This is a genomic window from Jhaorihella thermophila (genome assembly GCF_900108275.1).
GTDB classification, from domain to species: domain Bacteria; phylum Pseudomonadota; class Alphaproteobacteria; order Rhodobacterales; family Rhodobacteraceae; genus Jhaorihella; species Jhaorihella thermophila.
The window spans coordinates 147,763-163,790 of the sequence record NZ_FNVD01000005.1; the positions used below are offsets into that span (position 1 = coordinate 147,763).

Below are 16,028 nucleotides of genomic sequence, written 5' to 3' on the forward strand. Positions count from 1 at the left end.
CTTTGCAGAGGGAATGCGCCGAAGAGTGCAAATTTCCAGCGACAATCTGACGTTACGTTCCCTTGCGGGCTTGCCCCGATGGCGCCGCATCTCCTAACACCGTCTCAAGGTATCCGGAGGAGCACGCAATGGCATACAAGGACGTTTACGAGGCGTGGAAGGCAGATCCCGAAGGGTTCTGGATGGAGGCGGCACAGGCGATCGACTGGATCGAGCCGCCCTCCAAGGCGCTGTTCGACGAGAACGCGCCGATCTACGAATGGTTCGCGGACGCCAAGGTGAACACCTGCTGGAACGCGGTGGATCGCCATGTCGAGGCCGGCCGCGGCCCGCAATATGCCATCATCTATGACAGCCCGATCACCGGGCGCACCCACAAGATCACTTATTCGGAACTGCGCAACCGCGTTGCAACGCTGGCCGGCGCGCTGCGCGCCAAGGGTGTGGAAAAGGGCGACCGGGTGATCATCTACATGCCGATGGTGCCCGAGGCGCTCGAGGCGATGCTGGCCTGCGCCCGGCTGGGCGCTATCCATTCGGTGGTGTTCGGCGGATTTGCCAGCAACGAACTGGCCGTGCGGATCGACGATGCCAAGCCCAAGGCGATCCTCGCCGCCTCCTGCGGGATCGAGCCTGGCCGGATCGTGCATTACAAACCGCTTCTGGACGAGGCCATCGAGATGGCCGAGCACAAGCCCGAATTCTGCGTCATCCTCCAGCGCGAACAGGAGGTGGCCAAGCTGGTCGAGGGCCGCGACTATGGCTGGCACAGCTTCCAGTATGGCGCGACGCCCGCGGAATGTGTCCCCGTCGAGGGCAACCACCCGTCCTATATTCTCTACACCTCGGGCACGACCGGCCAGCCCAAGGGAGTGATCCGGCAGACCGCCGGCCAGCTGGTGGCGCTGAACTGGACGATGAAGAACATCTACAATGTCGATCCGGGCGACGTGTTCTGGGCGGCCTCGGACGTGGGCTGGGTCGTGGGCCATTCCTACATCTGTTATGGGCCGCTGATCCACGGCAACACCACCATCGTGTTCGAGGGCAAGCCCGTCGGCACCCCCGATGCCGGCACCTTCTGGCGGGTGATCTCCGAACACAAGGTCAAAAGCTTCTTCACCGCGCCCACCGCCTTTCGCGCGATCAAGCGCGAGGATCCCAAGGGTGAGTTCGTCAGGAAATACGATCTGTCCTGCCTCAAGGCGCTGTTCCTGGCCGGCGAGCGCGCCGATCCGGACACGATCACCTGGGCGCAGGAACAGCTGGGCGTGCCGGTGGTGGACCACTGGTGGCAGACCGAAACCGGCTGGGCGATCGCCGCAAACCCGCTGGGGATCGAGGAACTGCCGACGAAACTGGGCAGCCCCTCGGTGCCGATGCCGGGCTATGACGTGCGTATCCTGGACGAAGGCGGGCACGAACTCCCGGCCGGACAGCTCGGCGCCATAGCCATCAAGCTGCCCCTGCCGCCGGGCACGCTGCCGTCGCTGTGGAATGCCGAGGAACGCTATCGCAAGTCGTATCTCGAGCACTTCCCCGGCTATTACGAAACCGGCGATGCTGGCTACAAGGACGAGGACGGATACCTCTACATCATGGCGCGCACCGATGACGTCATCAACGTGGCCGGCCACCGGCTGTCCACCGGCGCGATGGAGGAGGTTCTTGCCAGCCACCCGGACGTGGCCGAATGCGCGGTGATCGGGGTTTCGGACGACCTCAAGGGCCAGCTGCCGGTCGGCTTCCTCTGTCTCAATGCCGGCACCAACCGCCCGGCCGAAGAGATCGTCGCCGAGGTGGTCAAGCTGGTGCGCGAAAAGATCGGCCCCGTCGCCGCCTTCAAGCAGGCGGTGGTGGTGGATCGCCTGCCCAAGACGCGCTCGGGCAAGATCCTGCGCGGCACGATGGTCAAGATCGCCGACGGGCAGGACTTCAAGATGCCCGCCACGATCGACGACCCGGCGATCCTGGACGAAATCCGCGAGGCGCTGAAATCGCTGGGCTATCCCAAATCGTAAGCGGACCCGAATCCAAAGCCCCCGGCGCGTGTTCCGCCCGGGGGCTTTTCATGTCGTTCAGGCCCGGCCCGAACTGGCCGAAAGCGTCATCGGGTCCACGCCCAGCGTCTTCAGCGCGGCGCTCCATTTTTCGTCATCGGGGGTGCCGAAGACCAGTTCGATGCTGGCATCCGTGGTCAGCCAGCCGTTCATGGCGATCTCGTTTTCCAGCTGCCCCGGCCCCCAGCCGGAGTAGCCCAGCATCATCAGAGCCTTCTTCGGACCCTTGCCAGCGGCGATGTCTTCCAAGATGTCCAGCGTGGCGGTCATGCTGAACCCGTCCGCAACCGGCATGGAGTGCAGGTTGGACAGGTAATCGGATGTATGCAGGACGAACCCGCGCACGGTTTCCACCGGACCGCCGAAATGGATCGGCAGGTCCATGTCGCGCCCTTCGTGGGTCTTGATGTTGAGCTGTTCCAGCAGATCCTTCAGGCTCACGTCCAGGGCCGGTTTGTTCACGATCAGCCCCATCGCCCCGTCATCACCGTGGCTGCACAGGAAGACGACGGAATGCTCGAATCGCGGGTCACCCATTCCGGGCATTGCAATCAACAGTTTACCAGTGAGTTCCATGGTCGGAATACGCCCCTTCTTTGTTCAACATGGCGTTCCGTTCTGCCCTGCGCAAGAGCCCTTGCAGCCGATCCGCGCGCATTGGCGCCGTTGACCGGAACGTGACTTGGCATCGTGACTGGAATGTTCCATCTAGGTTTCATGCTCATGCGTCTTGCCCTGTTGTTTCTTGCCGCTTGGCCGCGGCTCGCCGCTCCGGCCCTGGCCGGAGGTGAGGACGATTCGGGCGCCACGATACGGCTTGAGGTGCTGGATGGCGGCATGACCGCCAATGGAACCTATCTGGCGGCCCTGCGCATGCAACTGGCCGAGGGGTGGAAAACCTACTGGCGCGCGCCGGGAGAAGCCGGGATACCGCCCAGATTCGACTGGAGCGGTTCCAGCAATGTCGGGCGGGTGGACATCACCTGGCCCACGCCGCAGGTCTTTGACCTCCAGGGCCTGCGCGCGATCGGCTACAAATACGAGCTGGTGCTGCCGGTCGAGGTCACCCCGACCCGCAAGGGCCAACCGGTCCGGTTGCGCGGATCGGTCGATCTGGGCGTGTGCAAGGATGTCTGCATGCCGGCGACGCTTGATTTCGATCACCGGCTGGACCCGCGGGCAGGCCGCAATCCCGTTATCGCCGCAGCATTGGCGCAGCGCCCCTATTCGGCCAAAGAGGCCGGCGTCCGCAAGGCCACCTGCCGGATCCGCCCTTCCGCGAATGGCGTCCGGGTCGAGGCGCGGATCGCCATGCCGACTGCGGGGGGGCAGGAAATTGCCGTGATCGAACCCGGTGATCCCCAGCTCTGGGCGTCCGAGACCGAAACCCGACGCAAGGGCGACATGCTGGTCGCCTCGGCCGAAGTCGCGGACGCGCGAGGCGCCGCCGCGTTTGCTCTGGACAGGTCACGGATTCGCATCACGGTGATCGGGCGCGACCACGCGGTCGATATCCGGGGCTGTTCGGCGGGCTGAAGCGCGTGTCCGCTTTCCCCAGACTTGGCGCGATCGCGGTGGTCCTTCGCGGGGATCGCGTGCTGCTGGTGCAGCGCGGCAAGGCGCCGGACCGGGGGCTGTGGGGTTTTCCCGGCGGTCATGTGGAGCCGGGAGAGACCGCGATGCAGGCGGCCGCGCGCGAACTGGCCGAGGAAACCGGCGTGATCGCCCGGCCGGTGGAGTATCTCACCAATGTCGATGTGCTGCGCCACGATGGCTCGGGGCGGCTGGTGGCGCATTATCTTCTGGCGGCGGTGCTGTGCGACTACCGGCGGGGTGCGCCGGTTGCGGCGGATGACGTGACCGACGCGGCCTGGTTCGACGTCAAGACCGTTCGCGCCAGAGAACTGCCCATGAGCGCGAACGTGGCCGAGGTGATGGAGCTTGGCATAGCCCGCGTTCAGGCGCGGCGATGCGCCGAAAGCCAGGCCAGCACCGCCGCCGACAGCAGATAGCCGGTCAGGGTGATTGCCAGCGCGCCGGCCGCGAACAGGATCAGCGCCGCAAGAACCGGACCGGCACCGGCCAGCGCGGGGAAAAGGTCCGCCACCGCATCCGGCAAGGCCCCCGTGGTCAGCGCCCAGCCCAGCGTGGCCGCGAACCATCCCGTCATTGCCACCCCGGTCAGGCCGACCGCCGCGCGCAGCCCCCGGCCGGGCGCGCGCCACGCCCGGCGCATCGCCGCCAGCGGGCGGGCCATGTCGCGCTGCGCCGCCACCAGCGCCGGGACCACCAGCAGCACCAGAACCATGCCGAAGCCCAGCCCATAGACCAGCGTGATCACCGTGGGCTTGAGGAACTGGGCCTGCTGCGAGCGTTCGAACAGCAGTGGCGTCAGCCCCAGCACCGTGGTCATCGTGGTCAGCATCACCGGCCGCAACCGGTCCGCCGCCGCGTCGATGATCGACGGCACAAGCCCGCGCCGCGTGGCATAGTCGTCGATCGTCGTGATCAGAACGATCGCGTCATTGATGATGATCCCGGTCATGCCGATCAGCCCGACCACCGAGAACATGCTGAGCGGTACGCCCCAGTAATAATGCCCCCAGATCGCTCCGACCAGCCCGAAGGGAATGATCGACATCACCACCAGCGGCCGGGTCCAGCTGGCAAAGATCCATGCCAGAACCAGGTAGATCCCCGCGAGACACAGGATCAGCCCGGTGCGGGCATCATTCAGGAACCGGCTTTCCTGCTCCTTGAGTCCGCCCAGCCGCCATTCGACCTGCCGTTCGCTGGCGATCTTCGGCAGGATCTCTTCGCGCAGGGCGCGGTCGATCGCTTCGGCGCGGGCGGGGTCGTCCTCGGATATGTCGCCGGTGACGCTGACCACCCGCAGCCCGTTCTCGCGCCGGACCGTCGAGAACCCGGTGCGGCGCTCGACGGTCACGATGTCGGACAGCGGCACATAGGCCCCGGACGGCGCGCGCAGCATCATCCGTTCCAAAAAGTCGGCGGTCAGTTCGCTTTCGGGCAGTTCCACGCGGATCTCGGCGCTGCGGGGGCCGTCAGGATAGGTCGCGGCCTCGATCCCGTTGATCCGGTGGCGCAGAACGCGGCTCAGCCCGTCGGTGGTGAAGCCCAGCGCCTGCCCCTGCGGCGTGAGATCGAGGACCAGTTCTTCCTTGTCATAGGCCAGGTTGTCCTGAACCGCCGACACTTCGGGATAGCGGGCCAGTGCGGTCTGCAGGTCTTCGCTCGCGGCCTTCAGCGTGTCCACGTCCGCGCCGTAAAACTGCACGTCCAGCGCATCGCCGCCCGGCCCGGACCGCCAGCCGCGGAAGCTGACGGTTTCGGCCATCGGGTGCTGGCGCACGCGCTCCTGAAGCTCGGCGACGAAGGCAAAGCTGGAATAGGGGCGCAGGTCGGCGTCGATCAGCTCGATCGAGATGCTGCCCAGAAGGTCGCGGTCCTTGGTATCCGACCCGGCCAGCGGGTGGCCGGCATTGCCGCCGACTTCGGCCAGAACGAACTCGATCGGGTTGCGGCCATGGCGCTCTTCGTATTCGCGGCCCAGTTCTTCGGCGGCGCGCTGCATCTCGCGCATCATGGCCAGCGAATCGGCGCGCGTGGCGCCTTCGGCCATCGCGAAATTGCCGGTGACCGAGCCGCGCTCGGGCGCGTTGAAGAACCGCCACTGCACGTCGCCGCGGATGAACACCGCCACTTGAGAGGCAAGAATCGCGACCGTCCCCGCCAGCACCACGTAACGCCCGCGCACCACCAGCACCATGAGCGGCCGGAACAGGCGGTCGCGCACCCAGCGAAACCCCCCGTTTACCATCCGGTTGGGCAGGTCGTACCAGTGCCGGCGATTGCCATGCTCGATGGCGTGGACCATGTGGTTGGGCAGGATGATGAAACATTCCAGCAACGAGGCGAGAAGCACCACGATCACGGTAAAAGGGATGTCCTTGATGAGATCCCCGAACCGCCCGCCGATGGCCACCAGCCCGAAGAACGCGATCACCGTGGTGATGGTCGAGGCAAAGACCGGCATCGCCATCCGCCGCGCCGCCGTTTCCGCTGCCACCACCGGGGTTTCGCCCAGCCGCCGCGCGCGGAAATCGGCGTGTTCGCCGACCACGATCGCGTCATCCACCACGATCCCCAGCGTGATGATCAGGCCGAAGAGGCTGACCATGTTGATGGTGAGTCCAAAGGCATACATCAGCGCCACCGCTGCCATCATCGAGGCCGGTATGCCCGCCGCGACCCAGAACGCCGTGCGCGCGTTGAGGAACATGAACAGAAGCAGCAGCACCAGCCCCAGCCCCATCAGGCCGTTGTCGATCAGAAGATCCAGCCGCTGGGTGATCGCCTCGGCCCGGGTGCGGATCAGCCGCACGGTCACGCCTTGGGGCAGGGTGGCCTGCATCTCCTGGGCCACGCGTTCGACACGGTGCTGCACGTCGATCGCATCGCCCCGGCCCGCGCGGTCGACCCGGATCGACATGGCCGGATCGTCGCCGACGAAATAGCTGCGGTTGCGGGTCACGCCCTCGACGCGGATCGTGGCCACGTCGCCGATCCTGAGTTTCGACCCGTCGGGGTTGGACCGCAGCACGATATCCGCGATGTCGTCGGGCTTGCGCCGTTCGGCCCCGGTGCGCACGCGCGTGTTCGCGCCGGACACGTCGCCGGCCGGGTCCGTGTCCACCTCGGCGGCAATCGCGGCGGCGATCTGCGCCATGGTAACGTCATGGGCGATAAGGTTGCGGGTGGGGACCTCGACGATCGTGCGCGGCGCGGCGACGCCGCGAATCGTGGTGCGCGTGACGCCCGCGTTGAACAGACGCGTCACCAGCTCGTCGGCGAACAGCCCCAGCTGTTCCGGTCCCACCGGCCCAGTGATCACGACATCCGTCACCCGGTCGCGCCAGACGCCGCGTTTGACCTTTGGATCGTCGGCCTCTTCGGGCAGGATCGTGACCGTGTCCACCGCCGCCTGCACGTCATCGGCGGCGCGGGCCATGTCCCAGCCCGGTTCGAATTCCAGTTTGATCGTCGCCTTGCCCTCGCGCGAGACGGAGTCGGAACTTGCCACCCCGTCCACGGCCAGAAGTGTCGGTTCCAACGCCTGCACGATGGCCTTGTCCACGTCCTCGGGGCCGGCGCCTTCCCATGTGACCGTGACGGTCACGCTGTCCACGATCACGTCGGGAAAGAACTGCGCCCGCATGTTCGGCAGCGCCGCCGCGCCCAGCACCAGCATGATCAGCAGAACGAGGTTCGCCGCCGTCCGGTGGCGGGTGAAATAGCTCAGGATCCCGCCCGCGCCGCGGGGCACCTCGCGGATCATATGCCCATGCCCGACCGCATCGGATCAGCCCCCCATCCGGGATTCGATGCGTTCGACCAGCCGGGCGGGAACGCGGCTTTCGGCCAGCAGGTTCAGAACGCGTGCCTTTGCGTCCTCGGGCATCCGGTTGCTGGCCTTGATGAAGGCCACCAGCCGCGCCCGCCGTTCCTCGGTCAGCTCCAGCATCGGCACATCCCGCGAATCGTCCGACGGCCCGGCCATCGCCTTGCCCGCCCGCGCCTGATCGCGCAGGGGGCGGACCTTGATGCCCGGCCCCAGCAGCGGCGTGCGCCCGGTCACCACCTCGCGCCCCGCAAGCCCCGCGCCCCGCAGCAGCACGTCGTTGCCTTGCCGCCGAACCAGTTCGACCTTCAGCGCCTCAAGCCGGTCGTCGGCCCCCAGCACCAGAACCGTCCCGTCCGGCCCCAGTGCCGAAGCCGGCAGCCGCGCCACGCCGTCCACCGGCGGTTCTTCGACGCGGACGGTGACGAAATCGCCCGGTTTGAAGCCCGGCGCGTCGTCCAGCCGCGCAAAGAGCAACCGCCCCGGCTGCCCTTCGCCGGCGGCGCCGCTGTCGCGGCTGATATGTCCCTTCGCGGTCAGGTCCACGCCCGAGACGTCCAGCGACACGTTGACCGGCGCATGGACCAGTTGTCCGCCCTCGTCCAGCAGCCGCACATATTGCGCCGTGGACAAACGGAACGCCACCTCGAGCGCCTGCGGGTCGATCAGTTCGGCCAGTTTCTCGTTCGTCGCCACGCGCCGGCCCTCGACCAGCGTCACGCCGCTGAGCGTGCCGGCGAAGGGGGCCGAGATCACCGTGTCCTCGAGGTCGCGCTGGGCGGTTTCCAGCGCGATCCGCGCGCGACGCAGTCGGGTGGCGGCCTGATCCACGCGTGCCTCGGCCTGGGCCAGCGCCATGCGCCGCGACAGCACCGCCTGACGCGCCGCTGCCGCCGACAGTTCTGCCGCCTCCACCGCTGCCGCGGTGCCCACGCCGCGCGCCTTCAGATCCTTCTGCCGCTGATAGGCCCGTTCGCGCAGCTCGGCCTGTTCCTGGGCCGCCGCAAGTTCGTCCCGCGCCAGATCCAGCCCGCGCGCGGCGTCGCGCTGCTCGGCCTCGGCATCCAGCAGGTCGCTTTGCGCCCGGTCCAGCGCCGCCTGCGCGTCCGCCGGGTCCAGCCGCACCAGAACCTCTCCGGCCGCGACCGCGCCGCCCTCTTCGAAACCGGGCGCCAGCCACATGACCCGTCCGCCCGAGGCCGCGCGCAGCTCCAGCCTGCGGCGGCTCTGGATCTGGCCAAAGGCTTCGAGTACGGGCGTGACCGTCTCCATCCGGGCGGTCTGCACGCTGACGGCAAAGACCCGTTCCCGCGCGGGCGGCGGGCGGCGATCGTCGTTCATCCGCGCTTCGACCGCGTCCCAGACAAGCCGCCCGGCATAGGCCAGCAGCCCCAGCGTCAGGGACACCAGGAACAGGCCCAGCAGGCTCTGACGCAGAAATCGCATCGCCACTCCTTCTCGGGGCCGCCCCGCGCGGCCACCCCTCTAAGGTAGCGAGGCGGGGAAAAATGCCAAGCCACAAGCCGGTTACAAAGCGTAACCTTTTGTATCGCCCTGTATCCGCCGGCCGGCTATTTCCGCCGCAGATGCTCGTCGAGGCGCGGCATGATCTCGACGAAGTTGCAGGGCGGGTGGCGATAGTCCAGCTGTTTTTCCAGGATTCCGTCCCAGGCGTCCTTGCAGGCGCCGGGACTGCCGGGCAGGGCAAACAGGTAGGTGCCCCCCGCAACGCCCGCAGTTGCGCGGGACTGCACCGCCGAGGTGCCGATCTTTTCATAGGAAATGAGCGTGAACAGGGTCGAAAAGGCGTCGATTTCCTTTTCATAGACGTCGCGGTGCGCCTCGACCGTCACGTCGCGGCCCGTCAGCCCCGTGCCCCCGGTCGAGATCACCACGTCCACCCCGTCATCCGCCACCCAGGCGCGCAGCTGATTGGCGATCTGGTCGCGTTCGTCCCGCAGGATCTTGCGGTCGGCCAGGATATGGCCGGCCTTCGTCAGCCGGTCCACCAGAACCTGGCCGGACCGGTCTTCCTCCAGCGATCGCGTGTCCGACACGGTCAGCACCGCGATGCGGACGGGAATGAACGGGTTGTCGTCCCCGATTTTCGACATGCCTCAAGCCCTTTCGATCAAAGCCAGCCTGACGGCCAGCGCCGCGAAGATGCCGCCGCTGATCCGCCCCATCCAGCGCGCGGCGGCGGGCGATCCGGTCAGATGCCGCCAGGCGCTGCCCGCGAACAGGCCGACGGCGGCGTTGATCACGAACCCGCCAAGCGCGAGCACCGTCCCCAGGATCATGAACTGCGCCAGCACCGGCCCGGCGGCGGGATCGACGAATTGCGGGACGAAGGCCAGCACGAACAGGATCACCTTGGGGTTGGCGAGGTTCACCATCAACCCCGAGCGGAACGCCCGGCGGGCCGGCACCTGCGGCGTTTCGGCCGGGACCGCGCCGTTGCGCAGCGCGCCCCAGGCCAGCCACAGCAGATAGGCCACCCCGGCCCATCGGATCGCGTCGAACAGCCACGGCATCGCCGCCACCGCAGCGCCCACGCCCAGCCCGGCCAGCGCCACATGCACCATCACGCCCAGCGAGATGCCCGCGCTGGCCGCCGCCGCCGCGCGCGGACCCGACCGCAGCCCCTGGCCCAGACAGAACATCATGTCCGCCCCCGGCGTCAGGTTCAGCGCCAGCGCGGCGGGAACAAAGGCCAAAAGGGTTACGGTGTCGATCATGGTGTCACCTCGAACCAGTTGACGGTGGGGCCGAGATTGACCACCGGCGTCGCGCCGATCGTGCCGCGCTGTCCCCAGCTGTCGTGGATGTGGCCGCAGACGGCCAGTTTCGGCTGCAACCGCTCGATCGCGGCGCGGATGGTGGTCGAACCCACCGATGCCCCCTGCGAGGTGCGGTCGGCCACGCCCTTGGGCGGGGAATGGACGATCAGCACATCGGCACAGTCGCAACGGTCCAGCATCGCCTCGGCCTCCGCCTCGGTCAGGTCGCAGGACCACGCGCCGAACGGCGTCACCGGCACGGCATAGCCCAGCCCGAAGAACCGCAGTCCGCCGATCTCGGCGCCTTCTCCATGAAGGACATGCCAGTGCTCGGGCGCGGCGGCGCGCAGTTCCTCGGCGCTTTCGCCGTTGCCGGGCACCGCCACCACCGGCGCGGCGATGCCGTCCAGCATCTCCACCGCGCGGTCCAGCCCGTCGCGTGCCACGCAGAAATCACCGGCCCCGATCACCAGATCGGCCTCTGCGCTGGCGGCCACCAGATCGGCGGCGCGGGCGCGGGCCAGGTGCAGGTCGGAAAAGGCAAGGATCCTCATGTCACCTCTCGCAGCTTGGCCTTGAGTTCCAGCAGATCGGCCCAGGCGTCCCGCTTGGCATGCGGCTGGCGCAGCAGATAGGCGGGATGGAACATCGGCAGCACCGGCCGCCCCCAGGCCTGATCCCATTTGCCATGCAGCCGGGTGATGCCGCGTCGGCCCAGCACCGCTTGGCACGAGATGTTGCCCATCAGCACCAGAACCGCCGGATCGGCCAGTTCCACATGGCGTTTCAGAAACGGCGTCATCATGCCGATCTCGTCCGGCGTGGGGTCGCGGTTCTGCGGCGGCCGCCAGGGCAGGACATTGGTGATATAGACGTTTTCGGCACGGCTCAGCCCGATCGCGTCCAGCATCCGGTCCAGGAGCCGGCCCGCCCGCCCGACGAAGGGCCGGCCACCGCGGTCTTCGTCGCGCCCCGGCGCCTCGCCGATGATCATGACCGGCGCGCCAGGCACCCCGTCGGCGAATACGGTGTTCCGCGCGCCCCGTTTCAGGTCGCACAGGTCGAACCCCGCGATCGCGGCACGCAGATCTTCCAGCGTCTGCGCCTTTGCCGCGGCTTCTGCCGCAGCGGCAACGGGGTCTATCTCGGGCGCCTTGGGGGCGGGTTGCGGCGCCGCGGGTTTGGGCTTGGCCGCCCTGGGCGCGGCATCCGGCAGGTCGTAGCGGTTCACCGGCGCATCGCCGATCGCCTCGGTCGCGCCCAGTTCCAGCTGCCATTCCAGCAGCGCCTTCGCCGTGTGAAAGTCGATCCCCGATTCCATGGCCCTGACCCTATCCCCCTTCGTGCGCCGCGAAAACCGGAATACGCGCCCGCCCGTGTTGCCCCCGCATCACGCGCTTTCTATAAGCGGGTCGGAACAGGATCGGAGTCGCGGCCCATGACATTCGCCCACCGCCACCTTCTGGGGATCGAACAGCTCAAGCCGCAGGACATTACCCAGATCCTCGACCTCGCCGAATCCTATGTGGACCTGAACCGTCAGGCGGCCAAGCATGCCGACGTGCTGGCCGGGCTGACCCAGATCAACATGTTCTTCGAAGCCTCGACCCGAACGCAGGCCAGTTTCGAACTGGCCGGCAAGCGGCTGGGCGCGGACGTGATGAACATGGCCATGCAGGCCAGTTCGATCAAGAAGGGCGAGACGCTGATCGACACGGCGCTGACGTTGAACGCGATGCATCCCGATCTGCTGGTGGTGCGGCATCCGCATTCGGGCGCGGTGGATTTGCTGGCGCAAAAGGTCAACTGCGCCGTGTTGAACGCCGGCGACGGGCGGCACGAACACCCCACCCAGGCGCTCTTGGACGCGCTGACCATCCGCCGCGCCAAGGGCCGGCTGCACCGGCTCAACGTTGCGATCTGCGGCGACATCGCCCATTCCCGCGTGGCGCGGTCGAACATCCTGCTGCTGGGCAAGATGGAAAGCCGCATCCGCCTGATCGGTCCGCCGACGCTGGTGCCCGCGCAATTCGCCGACATGGGCTGCGAGGTGTATGACGACATGCGCGAGGGGCTTGCGGGCGTGGACGTGGTGATGATGCTGCGGCTTCAGAAAGAGCGGATGGATGGCGGCTTCATCCCCTCCGAGCGCGAATATTACCACCGCTACGGGCTGGACGCGGAAAAGCTGGCGCTGGCCAAGCCGGACGCCATCGTCATGCACCCCGGCCCGATGAACCGCGGGGTCGAAATTGACGGCACGCTGGCCGACGACATCAACCGTTCCGTCATTCAGGATCAGGTCGAGATGGGCGTTGCGGTTCGCATGGCGGCAATGGAGCTTCTGGCCGGCAACCTCGCCGGATCGCGGGTGCCGGCATGACGGCGCCCCGCCCCGATCCGCTGCGTGTCGGTCCGCTCGAGGTGGGCGTGGTGCGGCTCTTTGCGCTCAACATGCCGGCCGAGCGCGCACGATTCCTGCGCGAACCGGGCGCGGCGGCGCAGGTGCTGGGGGTCGAGGAGCTTGACGACGACGAGGTGGCGATTTTCCCGATTCGGGATCTGGGCGAGATGGGGCTGGCCGGCTACCTCGCCGAAGGCTTCGGCATCGACCCGGCGCAACTGGAGCCCGACCGCGCGGCGCTGGAGACGCTGGAGGGCTGGGTGATGGTGGTGCGCAGCCGCGCCTTTGGCGGGTGCGAGGTCACGCTGCATCCCGACCCGGCGGTGCGCCCGGTCGGCGCCTGGGTCGAACCCGGCGTGGACTGGAGCGGCGGCCCGCTGGAGGCGGAAAGTGCCCATATGGGCACCGCCCCGCGCAAATCCCCGCGCGAGGCCCGCGCTCAGGCCCGCATGATCGGCGCCTCGGTCTTTGCCGGCGTCATGGCCATCATCATCGCTTTCGTCATCTGGCTGGTTTTACGATGAACACGATCCGCTTCACCCCCGACCGTGCGACCTATATCCGCACCAATGCCTGGCTGGCCGCTTTTGCCATGGCCGGCGCGATGGCGGTGCTGTGGGCGTTGGGCGAGGCGCACATCTGGACCGGCGCGGTGGGCGGGCTGGCTGCGATCGCACTGCGCGGCTGGTATCTGGCCGACGAGGAACTGGCCGCCGAATGGGAACTGTCGGGCAATACGCTGACCGGCCCCGGCGGGCGCACGGTCCGGCTGGGTGAGATCGCGCAGGTCCGGTCGCTGGGGCCGATGGTCCAGATCGTCACCCGGAGCGGCGACAAGCACCTGATCAAGCACCAGCCCGACGCGGCCCGCGCGGCGGCGCAGATCGAGGCCGCGGTCACGCGCGGTCACGCGTGAGCGGCATGAAAGGATAGCACGCCTATGAGCCTTCTCTTTACCAATGTCCGCCTGATCGATCCGGCCGGGGGAACCGACACGCCCGGCCGCCTGCTGGTCCGAGATGGCCGGATCGCCGAGGTGGGGCCGGACATCGCCGCCCCCGAAGGCGCGGAGGTGATCGACGGGCGCGGCGCCTGCCTTGCCCCCGGCATCGTCGATATCGGCGTCAAGGTCTGCGAGCCGGGCGAACGCCACAAGGAAAGCTACAAGTCCGCCGGCAAGGCCGCCGCCGCCGGGGGCGTCACCACCATCGTCACCCGCCCCGACACCAGCCCCGCGATCGACACGCCCGAGGCGCTGGAATTCGTCAACCGGCGCGCGCAGGCCGATGCCCCTGTGAACGTGCTGCCGATGGCCGCGCTGACCAAGGGCCGCGAGGGCCGCGAAATGACCGAGATCGGCTTTCTCATGGACGCGGGCGCGGTGGCTTTCACCGATTGCGACCGAGTGGTGACCAACACCAAGGTCTTTTCCCGCGCTCTCAGCTATGCCCGCAGCCTGGGCGCGCTGGTGATCGGCCACCCGCAGGATCCGGGGCTGTCCGACGGCGCCGCGGCGACCTCGGGCAAGTTCGCCACCCTGCGCGGACTGCCGTCCGTGTCGCCCATGGCCGAGCGCATGGGGCTCGACCGCGACCTGTCGCTGGTCGAGATGACCGGCGCGCGCTATCACGCCGACCAGATCACCACTGCGCGCGCCCTTCCGGCGCTGGAGCGGGCCAAGGCAAACGGGCTGGACGTGACCGCCGGCACCTCGATACATCACCTGACGCTGAACGAACTGGACGTGGCCGACTATCGCACCTTCTTCAAGGTCAAGCCGCCGCTGCGGTCCGAAGACGACCGCATGGCGACGGCAGAGGCGGTGCGCACCGGCCTGATCGACATCATCAGCTCGATGCACACGCCGCAGGACGAGGAAAGCAAGCGCCTGCCCTATGAAGAGGCCGCCAGCGGGGCCGTGGCGCTGGAAACCCTGCTGCCCGCGGCGCTGCGGTTGTACCACGCCGAACTGCTGGACCTGCCCACCCTGTTTCGCGCCATGTCGCTGAACCCTGCGCGCCGGCTGGGGCTGGATGCCGGGCGGCTGGAGACGGGGGCACCCGCCGACCTTCTGCTGTTCGACCCGGACGTGCCGTTTGTTCTGGACCGCGCCACGCTGAAATCGAAATCGCAGAACACGCCGTTTGACGGGCAGCGGATGCAGGGTAGGGTGCTGGGCACCTGGGTCGCCGGCCGGCCCGTCTATCGGAGAAACTGATGCCGCCACTCGACAGCACCACCGCGCAACTGATCCTCTGGGCCGTGATCGGCTACGGACTCGGATCCATCCCCTTCGGAATGATCTTGGCGCGCCTGATGGGGCTGGGCAATCTGCGCGAGATCGGCTCGGGCAATATCGGCGCCACCAACGTGCTGCGCACCGGCAACAAGACCGCCGCCGCGCTGACCCTGCTGCTGGATGCGGCCAAGGGGGCGTTTGCGGTGCTGCTGGCCCGTGCCTACGCGGCGGAAGACGCGGCGCAACTCGCCGCGCTCGCCGCCTTTCTGGGGCACTGCTACCCGGTCTGGCTGAGGTTTCGGGGCGGCAAGGGGGTGGCGACCTTCATCGGCCTCTGGCTCGCGCTGGCCTGGCCCGTGGGCCTGACCAACTGCGCGACATGGCTCGTTGCTGTCCTGGTCACCCGAACATCGTCGGTCGGCGCGCTGTCCGCCGCCGCCTTCTCTACCATCTGGGCGGTCCTGCTCGGTCAAGGAACCGCGCTCATTCTCGGGATCCTTCTGACATTGCTGGTGTTCTGGCGTCATCGCGCGAACATCGCCCGCCTGAAAGCCGGCACCGAACCTCGGATCGGGTCGAAATCCTGATGGAAAGCCCGTCCCCTGCCGGGGACGGGCTGCCTCCGGCGGGGGTATTTGGGACCAGAAAGAAGAAAACGGGTTTCCGCTTCTTTCTGGTTCTCAATACCCCGGGGTGTGGGGCGGAGCCCCACTCCGACCCCACAAGGCGCGGCGTCGCCTGCCATTGACGAAACGGCGGATCCGGCCAAAATCACCGCGATAGACCGAAAAGGACCAGCACGATGGACAAGCAAACGGAAATCGAACTCCAGGCAGCTGCCTTCCGTCGCCTGCGAAAGCACCTGATGGAAGACCGCCCGGACGTGCAGAACATCGACTTGATGAACCTCGCCGGGTTCTGCCGAAACTGTCTGAGCCGATGGTATCAGGAGGCCGCCAACGAACGCGGCATCGAGATGTCCAAGGACGAGGCGCGCGAGATATTCTATGGCATGCCCTATGAAGAATGGAAGGCGCAGCACCAGACCGAGGCCAGCCCGGAAAAGCAGGCGGCCTTCGAAGTCGCGTTCAAGGAGAACGTTCTGAAAGACGGTTGATCGGGG

Annotated in this window: 16 protein-coding genes; 9 read left to right on the forward strand and 7 right to left on the reverse strand. The window is 67.6% G+C overall.

What is annotated here, in order from left to right; genetic code table 11:
- Positions 1 to 128: 128 nt before the first annotated feature.
- On the forward strand, positions 129 to 2,021 hold the full coding sequence (prpE, locus tag C4S70_RS08110; protein WP_104007609.1) for a propionate-CoA ligase PrpE: 1,893 nt from the start codon (positions 129 to 131) through the stop codon (positions 2,019 to 2,021).
- Between the two features lie 57 nt (positions 2,022 to 2,078).
- Here prpE and C4S70_RS08115 read toward each other — a convergent pair whose 3' ends face one another.
- A complete protein-coding gene (locus tag C4S70_RS08115; protein WP_104007610.1) occupies positions 2,079 to 2,636 on the reverse strand; it encodes a YqgE/AlgH family protein in 558 nt (185 codons plus the stop codon).
- A gap of 147 nt (positions 2,637 to 2,783) precedes the next feature.
- Between C4S70_RS08115 and C4S70_RS08120 the strand changes: the two genes are divergently transcribed.
- Positions 2,784 to 3,596 carry a protein-disulfide reductase DsbD domain-containing protein gene (locus C4S70_RS08120; RefSeq protein WP_200822741.1) on the forward strand — a complete coding sequence of 271 codons (813 nt, stop codon included), beginning with the start codon at positions 2,784 to 2,786 and terminating at the stop codon, positions 3,594 to 3,596.
- 5 nt (positions 3,597 to 3,601) lie between these two features.
- The gene (locus C4S70_RS08125) at positions 3,602 to 4,072 is read left to right on the forward strand and encodes an NUDIX hydrolase (RefSeq protein WP_104007612.1); all 471 of its coding nucleotides are present in this window, start codon (positions 3,602 to 3,604) and stop codon (positions 4,070 to 4,072) included.
- Here C4S70_RS08125 and C4S70_RS08130 read toward each other — a convergent pair.
- From C4S70_RS08130 to C4S70_RS08155, 6 genes are all read right to left on the reverse strand, one after another.
- Positions 4,018 to 7,419: an efflux RND transporter permease subunit gene (locus C4S70_RS08130; protein WP_104007613.1), complete on the reverse strand. Its 3,402-nt coding sequence runs from the start codon at positions 7,417 to 7,419 to the stop codon at positions 4,018 to 4,020. The two genes, C4S70_RS08125 and C4S70_RS08130, sit on opposite strands and share 55 nt — an antisense overlap.
- Before the next feature lie 24 nt (positions 7,420 to 7,443).
- The gene (locus C4S70_RS08135; RefSeq protein ID WP_104007614.1) at positions 7,444 to 8,928 is read right to left on the reverse strand and encodes an efflux RND transporter periplasmic adaptor subunit; all 1,485 of its coding nucleotides are present in this window, start codon (positions 8,926 to 8,928) and stop codon (positions 7,444 to 7,446) included.
- Positions 8,929 to 9,053: 125 nt separating this feature from the next.
- Positions 9,054 to 9,596 carry a molybdenum cofactor biosynthesis protein B gene (gene moaB, locus C4S70_RS08140; RefSeq protein ID WP_104007615.1) on the reverse strand — a complete coding sequence of 181 codons (543 nt, stop codon included), beginning with the start codon at positions 9,594 to 9,596 and terminating at the stop codon, positions 9,054 to 9,056.
- A 3-nt stretch (positions 9,597 to 9,599) separates the two neighbouring features.
- A complete protein-coding gene (locus tag C4S70_RS08145; protein WP_104007616.1) occupies positions 9,600 to 10,220 on the reverse strand; it encodes a LysE family translocator in 621 nt (206 codons plus the stop codon).
- Entirely contained in the window at positions 10,217 to 10,816 is a 600-nt protein-coding gene (locus C4S70_RS08150; RefSeq protein ID WP_104007617.1) for a metallophosphoesterase family protein, read from the reverse strand. The genes C4S70_RS08145 and C4S70_RS08150 overlap by 4 nt, the downstream gene beginning before the upstream one ends.
- Positions 10,813 to 11,583: a uracil-DNA glycosylase gene (locus C4S70_RS08155; RefSeq protein ID WP_104007618.1), complete on the reverse strand. Its 771-nt coding sequence runs from the start codon at positions 11,581 to 11,583 to the stop codon at positions 10,813 to 10,815. Before C4S70_RS08155 ends, C4S70_RS08150 begins: the two co-directional genes overlap by 4 nt.
- Before the next feature lie 117 nt (positions 11,584 to 11,700).
- Here C4S70_RS08155 and C4S70_RS08160 point away from each other — a divergent pair, with 117 nt between their 5' ends.
- The 6 genes from C4S70_RS08160 (at position 11,701) to C4S70_RS08185 (ending at position 16,022) form a co-directional block, all read left to right on the forward strand.
- Positions 11,701 to 12,645: an aspartate carbamoyltransferase catalytic subunit gene (locus C4S70_RS08160; RefSeq protein ID WP_104007619.1), complete on the forward strand. Its 945-nt coding sequence runs from the start codon at positions 11,701 to 11,703 to the stop codon at positions 12,643 to 12,645.
- Positions 12,642 to 13,190 carry a hypothetical protein gene (locus C4S70_RS08165; protein WP_104007620.1) on the forward strand — a complete coding sequence of 183 codons (549 nt, stop codon included), beginning with the start codon at positions 12,642 to 12,644 and terminating at the stop codon, positions 13,188 to 13,190. Before C4S70_RS08160 ends, C4S70_RS08165 begins: the two co-directional genes overlap by 4 nt.
- Positions 13,187 to 13,582 (forward strand): hypothetical protein, encoded by a 396-nt coding sequence (locus tag C4S70_RS08170; RefSeq protein WP_104007621.1) that lies wholly within the window; start codon positions 13,187 to 13,189, stop codon positions 13,580 to 13,582. The genes C4S70_RS08165 and C4S70_RS08170 overlap by 4 nt, the downstream gene beginning before the upstream one ends.
- Before the next feature lie 24 nt (positions 13,583 to 13,606).
- Positions 13,607 to 14,884, forward strand: coding sequence for a dihydroorotase (gene pyrC / locus C4S70_RS08175; protein ID WP_104007622.1), 1,278 nt, complete (start codon positions 13,607 to 13,609; stop codon positions 14,882 to 14,884).
- Positions 14,884 to 15,492 (forward strand): glycerol-3-phosphate 1-O-acyltransferase PlsY, encoded by a 609-nt coding sequence (plsY, locus tag C4S70_RS08180; protein ID WP_104007623.1) that lies wholly within the window; start codon positions 14,884 to 14,886, stop codon positions 15,490 to 15,492. Before pyrC ends, plsY begins: the two co-directional genes overlap by 1 nt.
- 215 nt (positions 15,493 to 15,707) lie before the next feature.
- The gene (locus tag C4S70_RS08185; RefSeq protein WP_104007624.1) at positions 15,708 to 16,022 is read left to right on the forward strand and encodes a DUF1244 domain-containing protein; all 315 of its coding nucleotides are present in this window, start codon (positions 15,708 to 15,710) and stop codon (positions 16,020 to 16,022) included.
- Positions 16,023 to 16,028 lie beyond the last annotated feature (6 nt).